General features: G+C 69.6%; 4 protein-coding genes. 3 read left to right on the forward strand and 1 reads right to left on the reverse strand.

The genetic code is table 11. The features are described 5' to 3' along the window. Window positions 1-88 precede the first annotated feature (88 nt). On the forward strand, window positions 89-1450 hold the full coding sequence (locus tag ACFWPJ_RS09475) for a hypothetical protein (protein WP_378849165.1): 1362 nt from the start codon (window positions 89-91) through the stop codon (window positions 1448-1450). Window positions 1451-1541: 91 nt separating this feature from the next. Beyond that, window positions 1542-2711 carry a PLP-dependent aminotransferase family protein gene (locus tag ACFWPJ_RS09480; protein ID WP_378849167.1) on the forward strand — a complete coding sequence of 390 codons (1170 nt, stop codon included), beginning with the start codon at window positions 1542-1544 and terminating at the stop codon, window positions 2709-2711. 4 nt (window positions 2712-2715) lie between these two features. Here ACFWPJ_RS09480 and glpK read toward each other — a convergent pair whose 3' ends face one another. Continuing rightward, window positions 2716-4212, reverse strand: coding sequence for a glycerol kinase GlpK (glpK, locus tag ACFWPJ_RS09485; RefSeq protein ID WP_378849169.1), 1497 nt, complete (start codon window positions 4210-4212; stop codon window positions 2716-2718). Window positions 4213-4379: 167 nt separating this feature from the next. Between glpK and glpD the strand changes: the two genes are divergently transcribed. After that, complete coding sequence (gene glpD / locus ACFWPJ_RS09490; RefSeq protein WP_378849171.1) at window positions 4380-6170, forward strand: glycerol-3-phosphate dehydrogenase; 1791 nt, start codon at window positions 4380-4382, stop codon at window positions 6168-6170. Window positions 6171-6291: the final 121 nt, after the last annotated feature.

A 6291-nucleotide genomic window follows, 5' to 3' on the forward strand; every position in this document is an offset into this window, starting at 1 on the left:
TACGCCACTGGGTACTGACACGCTGTAGGTGGTGTGGGGCGGTGGGGTGCCCCCCCCCCACACGTGTGTCCTGGGGAAAGGATTGGACTTGGGCACCGACGGTGACGACAACGAGCGCGGCAATCAACGACCCGCGGCCGGATTCGGTCCTCCCGTAGGCGATTTCGGGCCGCCGGTCGACGACGAGCCCACCGGTTTCGGCGGGCCGCTCGCCGCGGCGCCGCCGCCTGCCCCGCCGGGTTCGATACCGGAGATGGGCTGGCGTCCGGCCGGTCCGCCCGCATCGGGTCCGCCTGCCGCGAGTCCGTTCGGCGCGCCGGTCGCCGGGACGCCGCCGGTGGCGCCGCCGCCGGGGCCGCCCACCATGCCGCCGCGCCCTCCGGTTCAGCCGCCGCACAACCAATCCGCGCCCACCTCTGTCTTCGGCGGTGCGGTGGCCACGCCACCGCCTGCTCCACCGCAGAGCCCGCCGCCGCGTCCCGCGGGCGACGTCTCGCCGTTCGGTGCCCCAGACCCGCGGGTCGGCGCGCCGTCGGAGGATCAGACCGTCCGATTCACCGGTGAGCCGCCGCAGCGCCGGGACAGCTCGCCCTTCGGTGACTCGGTGCCGGTGACCTCGGGTCGCGAACTCACCGAGGTGATCCGGCGCGGCCAGCCGGGTCCGCGTGCGGAAGCTCCCGCCGAGCCCGCGCCCGAGTCCGCGCGCGTGTCGACGCCGGAGATGGTGCGCCAGCCCGCGCCCGAGACCACGCGCGCGCCCATCGCCGAGGAAGCCAAGGCCGAGGACAAGGCCTGGTGGAACAGCCCCGACGAGAGTGGCGGGGTGCCGAAGCCGCCCGCCGAGCAGGGTCTGTCCTGGGCCGATGATCCGATCGCCCGCAGGCTCGCGCCGAAGACCCCGGTCGCGCCGGTCAGCGAGAAGAAGGAAACCGACCAGCGGATGCGCTGGATCATCGGTGGCGCGGCGGCCGCGGTGCTGCTCGTTGTCGCGCTGGTGCTCACGATCGGCCTGGTCAAGCGTGGTGGTGGCGAGGATCCTGGCAGGACCGCGGCTCCGATCCCGTCGATCACCTCGCCCACCGACTGCAAGGCCGTGGCCGAGCAGGCGGTCACCGTGGGCAACGGTCCCGGTGACACGTCGACGGGCGCCAAGGCGATCCTCGGTTTCCAGTACGCCTTCTACGTCGACCGGTCCGGTGCCAAGGTGCGCGAGTACGTCGCGCCCGACGCGGAGAACATCTCCCCGGCCGAGACGATCCAGAAGGCGATCGACGACCTGATCCCGGCCGGTTCCAAGCATTGCGTGAAGATGCGCGAGACCACCACCGGCAGGTACGACGTGGAACTGCGCGAATGGCATCCCGACGGCTCGGCGATCGTGTACAAGCAGGAGATCGTCACCACCAACACCGAAGGAAAGTGGCAGGTCAAGTCGATCACCGCGCGGTAGGGTCTCACTATTCGGGACGCTAATTTCACATCCTGGTGAGTGATATGCAATCGTAGGATGATTGCTTCTCTTGGTGTACCCGGAGGTTTCCATGTCGCTGACCATTCCATTGGCGGGCAAGCTCGCCGGCCTGCAGAGCTCGGCGATCAGGGACCTGCTCAAACTCACCGCGCGCGCCGACGTCATCAGCCTGGCGGGCGGGCTGCCCGACGCGGCGCTGATGCCGAGTGGGCGGATCGCCGTCGCCGCCGAGTCCGCGCTGGCCGATGCCGCGGTCCTGCAGTACACCGAGTCGCCCGGCCTGCCCGCGCTGCGCGCGGTGATCGCGGCCAGGGAGACCGCCAGGATCGGCCGCGCCGTGCCGGTGGACGAGGTGTTCATCACCCACGGTTCCCAGCAGGCGCTGTCGCTGCTCGCCGAGGTCCTGCTCGATCCCGGCGCGCTGGTGATCGTCGAGGATCCGGCGTATGTCGGTGCGCTGCAAGTGTTCCGGGCCGCGGGCGCGCGTATCGTCGCCGTGCCGCTGGACTCCGACGGTATGCGCGTCGACGTCCTGGAGGACCTGCTGGCCGCAGGCGAACGCCCCGCCGTCGTGCACACCGTCTCCAATTTCCACAACCCCGGCGGTGTCACCCTCGCCCCCGAACGCCGCCGCCGTCTCGCGGAACTCGCTGAGGCGCACGGCTTCTGGGTCATCGAGGACGACCCGTACGGCGAACTCTGGTTCGACCAGCCCGCCCCCGACCCGGTCGCCACCTATTCACCTCAGGTGATCCGCCTCTCCAGCGTCTCCAAGATCCTGGCTCCCGCGCTGCGCGTCGGCTGGATGGTGGCCCCCGACCGCGTCTGTCGCGCAGTCGAACTCCTCAAGCAGGGCGCCGACCTCTGCGGCTCCGCCCTCACCCACCAGATCGCCACCGACCTGCTGACCGACACCGATTGGCTTGCCGCCCACGTCGATTCGATCCGCCAGGCCTACCGCACCCGCGCCAACGCGCTGGTCGACGCCGTCCGCACCACCTTCACCGACCGCGTCCGCTGCACCGACGCCGCGGGCGGCATGTTCGTCTGGGCCGACTTCACCGACGACACCGACACCTCCGCCCTCCTCCCCAAGGCCCTCGAAGCCGGCGTCGCCTACGTCCCCGGCGCCGCCTTCGCCGTCTCGGACGCCTACCGCAGCTCCATGCGCCTGTGCTTCACCACCTCCGACGAGGCCACTCTCACCGAGGCCGTGGCCAGGCTGGCTCGCGCGCTCTGAGCCCTCAGACCCACCCGTAGGTGCGTTCGACGGCCTTGTTCCATTCGCTGTAGCGCAGGACGCGTTCGTCGTCCGGCATGGTGGGGGACCAGGTGTGGTCGGCGGTCCAGTTGGCGCGGAGGTCGTCGAGGCCGGACCAGTAGCCGACGGCGAGGCCCGCGGCGTAGGCGGCGCCGAGGGCGGTGGTCTCGCGGACCACCGGGCGGACGACGGGGACGTCGAGGATGTCGGATTGGAACTGCATGAGCAGGTCGTTGCCGGTCATGCCGCCGTCGACCTTGAGGGTGGTCAGTTCCAGGTCGAGCTGCTGGGCGGCCGCGTCGGCGCGCATGGCGTCGACGACCTCGCGGGTCTGGAACGCGGTGGATTCCAGTGCGGCCCTGGCCAAGTGGGCCTTGGTGACGAAGCGGGTGAGGCCGGCGATGACGCCGCGGGCGTCGGGGCGCCAGCGCGGGGCGAACAGGCCGGAGAAGGCGGGGACGAAGTAGGCGCCGCCGTTGTCGTCGACGCTGCGGGCCAGCGGCTCCACCTCCTCGGCCGAGCCGATGATGCCGAGATTGTCGCGCAGCCACTGGACCAGGGAACCGGTGACGGCGATCGACCCTTCCAGGGCGTAGACGGCGGGTTGGTCGCCGAGCTGGTAGCAGGCGGTGGTGAGCAGGCCGTGCTTGCTGATCACCGGCGTCGTTCCGGTGTTGAGAAGCATGAAATTGCCGGTGCCGTAGGTGTTCTTGGCTTCGCCGGGGGACAGGCACGCCTGGCCGAAGGTGGCGGCCTGCTGGTCGCCGAGGATGCCCGCCACCGGTGCGCCCGCGAACGGGCCCGCGGTGATCTCGGCGTAGACCTCCGAGGAGCTGCGGATCCGCGGAAGCAGTGACATCGGGATGTCGAATTCGGCGCAGATCTGCGAATCCCATTGCAGCGTGCGCAGATCCATCAGCATGGTGCGCGAGGCATTGGTGACGTCGGTGAGGTGCTCACCGGTCAGCTTCCACAGCACCCAGCTGTCCATGGTGCCGAAACAGAGGTCACCGGCCTCGGCGCGGGCGCGCACGCCGTCGACATTGTCGAGGATCCAGCGCAACTTCGGCCCGGCGAAATAGGTCGACAGCGGCAGGCCGGTGCGCTCGGCGTAGCGCTGCGGGCCTTGGTCGCCCGCCAGTTCGGTGCACAGCTGGTCGGTGCGGGTGTCCTGCCAGACGATGGCGTTGTACACCGGTTCGCCGGTGGCCCGATCCCAGACGACGGTGGTCTCGCGCTGGTTGGTGATGCCGATCGCGGCCAGATCACCGGCCGAGCAGCCGCTGTTGCCCAGCGCGGCGCCGAGCACCCATTCGGTATTGCGCCACACCTCCGCCGGATCGTGCTCGACCCAGCCCGGTTTCGGGAAGATCTGCCGGTGTTCCCGCTGCGCGGTCCCGACGATCCGGCCCTGCCGGTCGAAGACGATGCAGCGACTCGAAGTCGTGCCCTGATCGATGGCGGCCACATAGCGACGCATTGGTGCAGGTTACCGAAAGGCGGGAGGCGCGCCCCGCCGAATCCAGCACGAGCGGCGAGGTGGCACTACGTTTAGCGTTGTACGCAGCGGCGCCGGGAGCGTGCACCGGCGTCGACCCACTGTCGGCTGGGACCGGCCGTTCCGCGGTCGGCGGCGAGGAGTCGAGCATGTCGCAGACACCGGAGTTTCCGTTCCTGCACCCCGGGGAACTGGTCGCGGGCGGTCAACGGGACCGGCTCGGGCCAGGTCAGCTCGGACCGGACCAGCGGCGCACCGCCTGGGCACGCCTCGGTAAGGACCCATTCGACGTGCTGGTCGTCGGCGGCGGCGTGGTCGGCGCGGGTATCGCGCTCGACGCGGCCACCCGTGGCCTGTCGGTCGCGCTCGTCGAGGCCCGCGATCTGGCGTCGGGGACCTCGAGCCGGTCGTCGAAGATGTTCCATGGCGGCTTGCGCTACCTTGAACAGTTCGAGTTCGGGCTGGTCAGGGAGGCGCTGAAGGAACGCGAGCTGGCGCTGTCGACGCTGGCGCCGCACCTGGTGAAGCCGTTGCGCTTCCTGTATCCGCTGACCCACCGCGTGTGGGAGCGGCCGTACGTGGCCGCGGGCCTGACCCTCTACGACACCATGGGCGGTTCGAAATCCGTTCCTGGACAGCATCATCTGACCCGGCACGGCGCGATGCGGCTGGCTCCGGGGCTGCGCCGGGATTCGATGATCGGCGGTGTCACCTACTACGACACCGTCGTCGACGACGCCCGCCACACCATGACCGTGGCCCGCACCGCCGCCCACTACGGCGCGGTCATCCGCACGTCGACCCAGGTGGTGGGGTTCCTGCGGGAGGCCGACCGGGTCGTCGGCGTGAAAATGCGCGACACCGAGGACGGGCGCACCGGCGAGGCGCGCGCGAATGTGGTGATCAACGCGACCGGCGTGTGGACCGACGAGGTGCAGGGTCTGTCGCGGCAGCGCGGCCGGTTCCATGTGCGCGCGTCCAAAGGGGTGCACATCGTGGTGCCGCGGGACCGCATCGTCAGCGATGCCGCGATCATCCTGCGCACCACCAGCTCGGTGCTGTTCGTCATCCCGTGGGGCGCGCACTGGATCATCGGCACCACCGACACCGACTGGAACCTCGACCTCGCGCACCCGGCCGCCACCAAGGCCGACATCGACTACCTGCTCGAGCGGGTGAACGAAGTGCTGGTCACCCCGCTCACCCCGGCCGACATCGACGGCGTCTACGCGGGACTGCGCCCGCTGCTCGCCGGGGAGAGCGACGAGACCTCCAAGCTGTCGCGCGAGCACGCCGTGGCCCGCGTCGCACCGGGTCTGGTGAGCATCGCGGGCGGCAAGTACACCACCTACCGGGTGATGGCCGCCGACGCGATGGACGAAGCGGCACAGGACATTCCGGCGCGGGTGTCGCCGTCGATCACCGAGAAGGTCGCGCTGCTCGGCGCCGACGGCTACTTCGCCCTGGTGAATCAGACCGTCCAGCTGGCCGAGCACTACGGCGTGCACCCGTATCGGATGACGCACCTGCTCGACCGCTACGGCTCGGTCGTCGACGAGGTGCTGTCGCTGGCCACAGGCAAACCCGAACTGCTGCAACCGATCACCGACGCGCCCGCCTACCTGCAGGTCGAAGCGGTGTACGCGGCCGCTGCCGAGGGCGCACTGCACCTCGACGACATCCTGGCCCGGCGCACCCGCATCTCGATCGAGTACGCCGATCGCGGCGCGCACTGCGCCGAGCAGGTCGCGCATCTGGTCGCGCCCGTTCTCGGGTGGGACGCCGAGGATATCGACCGCGAGGTGTCCAACTATCAGGCGCGGGTGCGGGCCGAGATCGAATCGCAGACCCAGCCCGACGATATTTCCGCCGATGCGTTGAGGGCCGCGGCGCCGGAACCGCGACCACAGCTGCTCGAACCGGTGCCACAGGATCGGTAAGACCGGCGTAATCGTGCAATTCGACGCGGTGCACAGAGAAATAATAAAAAATGAGGTGGTTTTTAACAAATAAAGAAAGCACTAAAAACGTCGCAGAAATAAAAGCCCCCACAAAAAAGGC

The organism is Nocardia sp. NPDC058497 (assembly GCF_042720195.1).
Classification (GTDB): Bacteria; Actinomycetota; Actinomycetes; order Mycobacteriales; family Mycobacteriaceae; genus Nocardia.

Bases quoted from the DNA above. Each gene is read 5' to 3' on its own strand.
- glpD (WP_378849171.1), top strand. From the start codon at position 4,380: ATGTCGCAGACACCGGAGTTTCCGTTCCTGCACCCCGGGGAACTGGTC.
- ACFWPJ_RS09480 (WP_378849167.1), top strand. From the start codon at position 1,542: ATGTCGCTGACCATTCCATTGGCGGGCAAGCTCGCCGGCCTGCAGAGC.
- glpK (WP_378849169.1), bottom strand. From the start codon at position 4,212: ATGCGTCGCTATGTGGCCGCCATCGATCAGGGCACGACTTCGAGTCGC.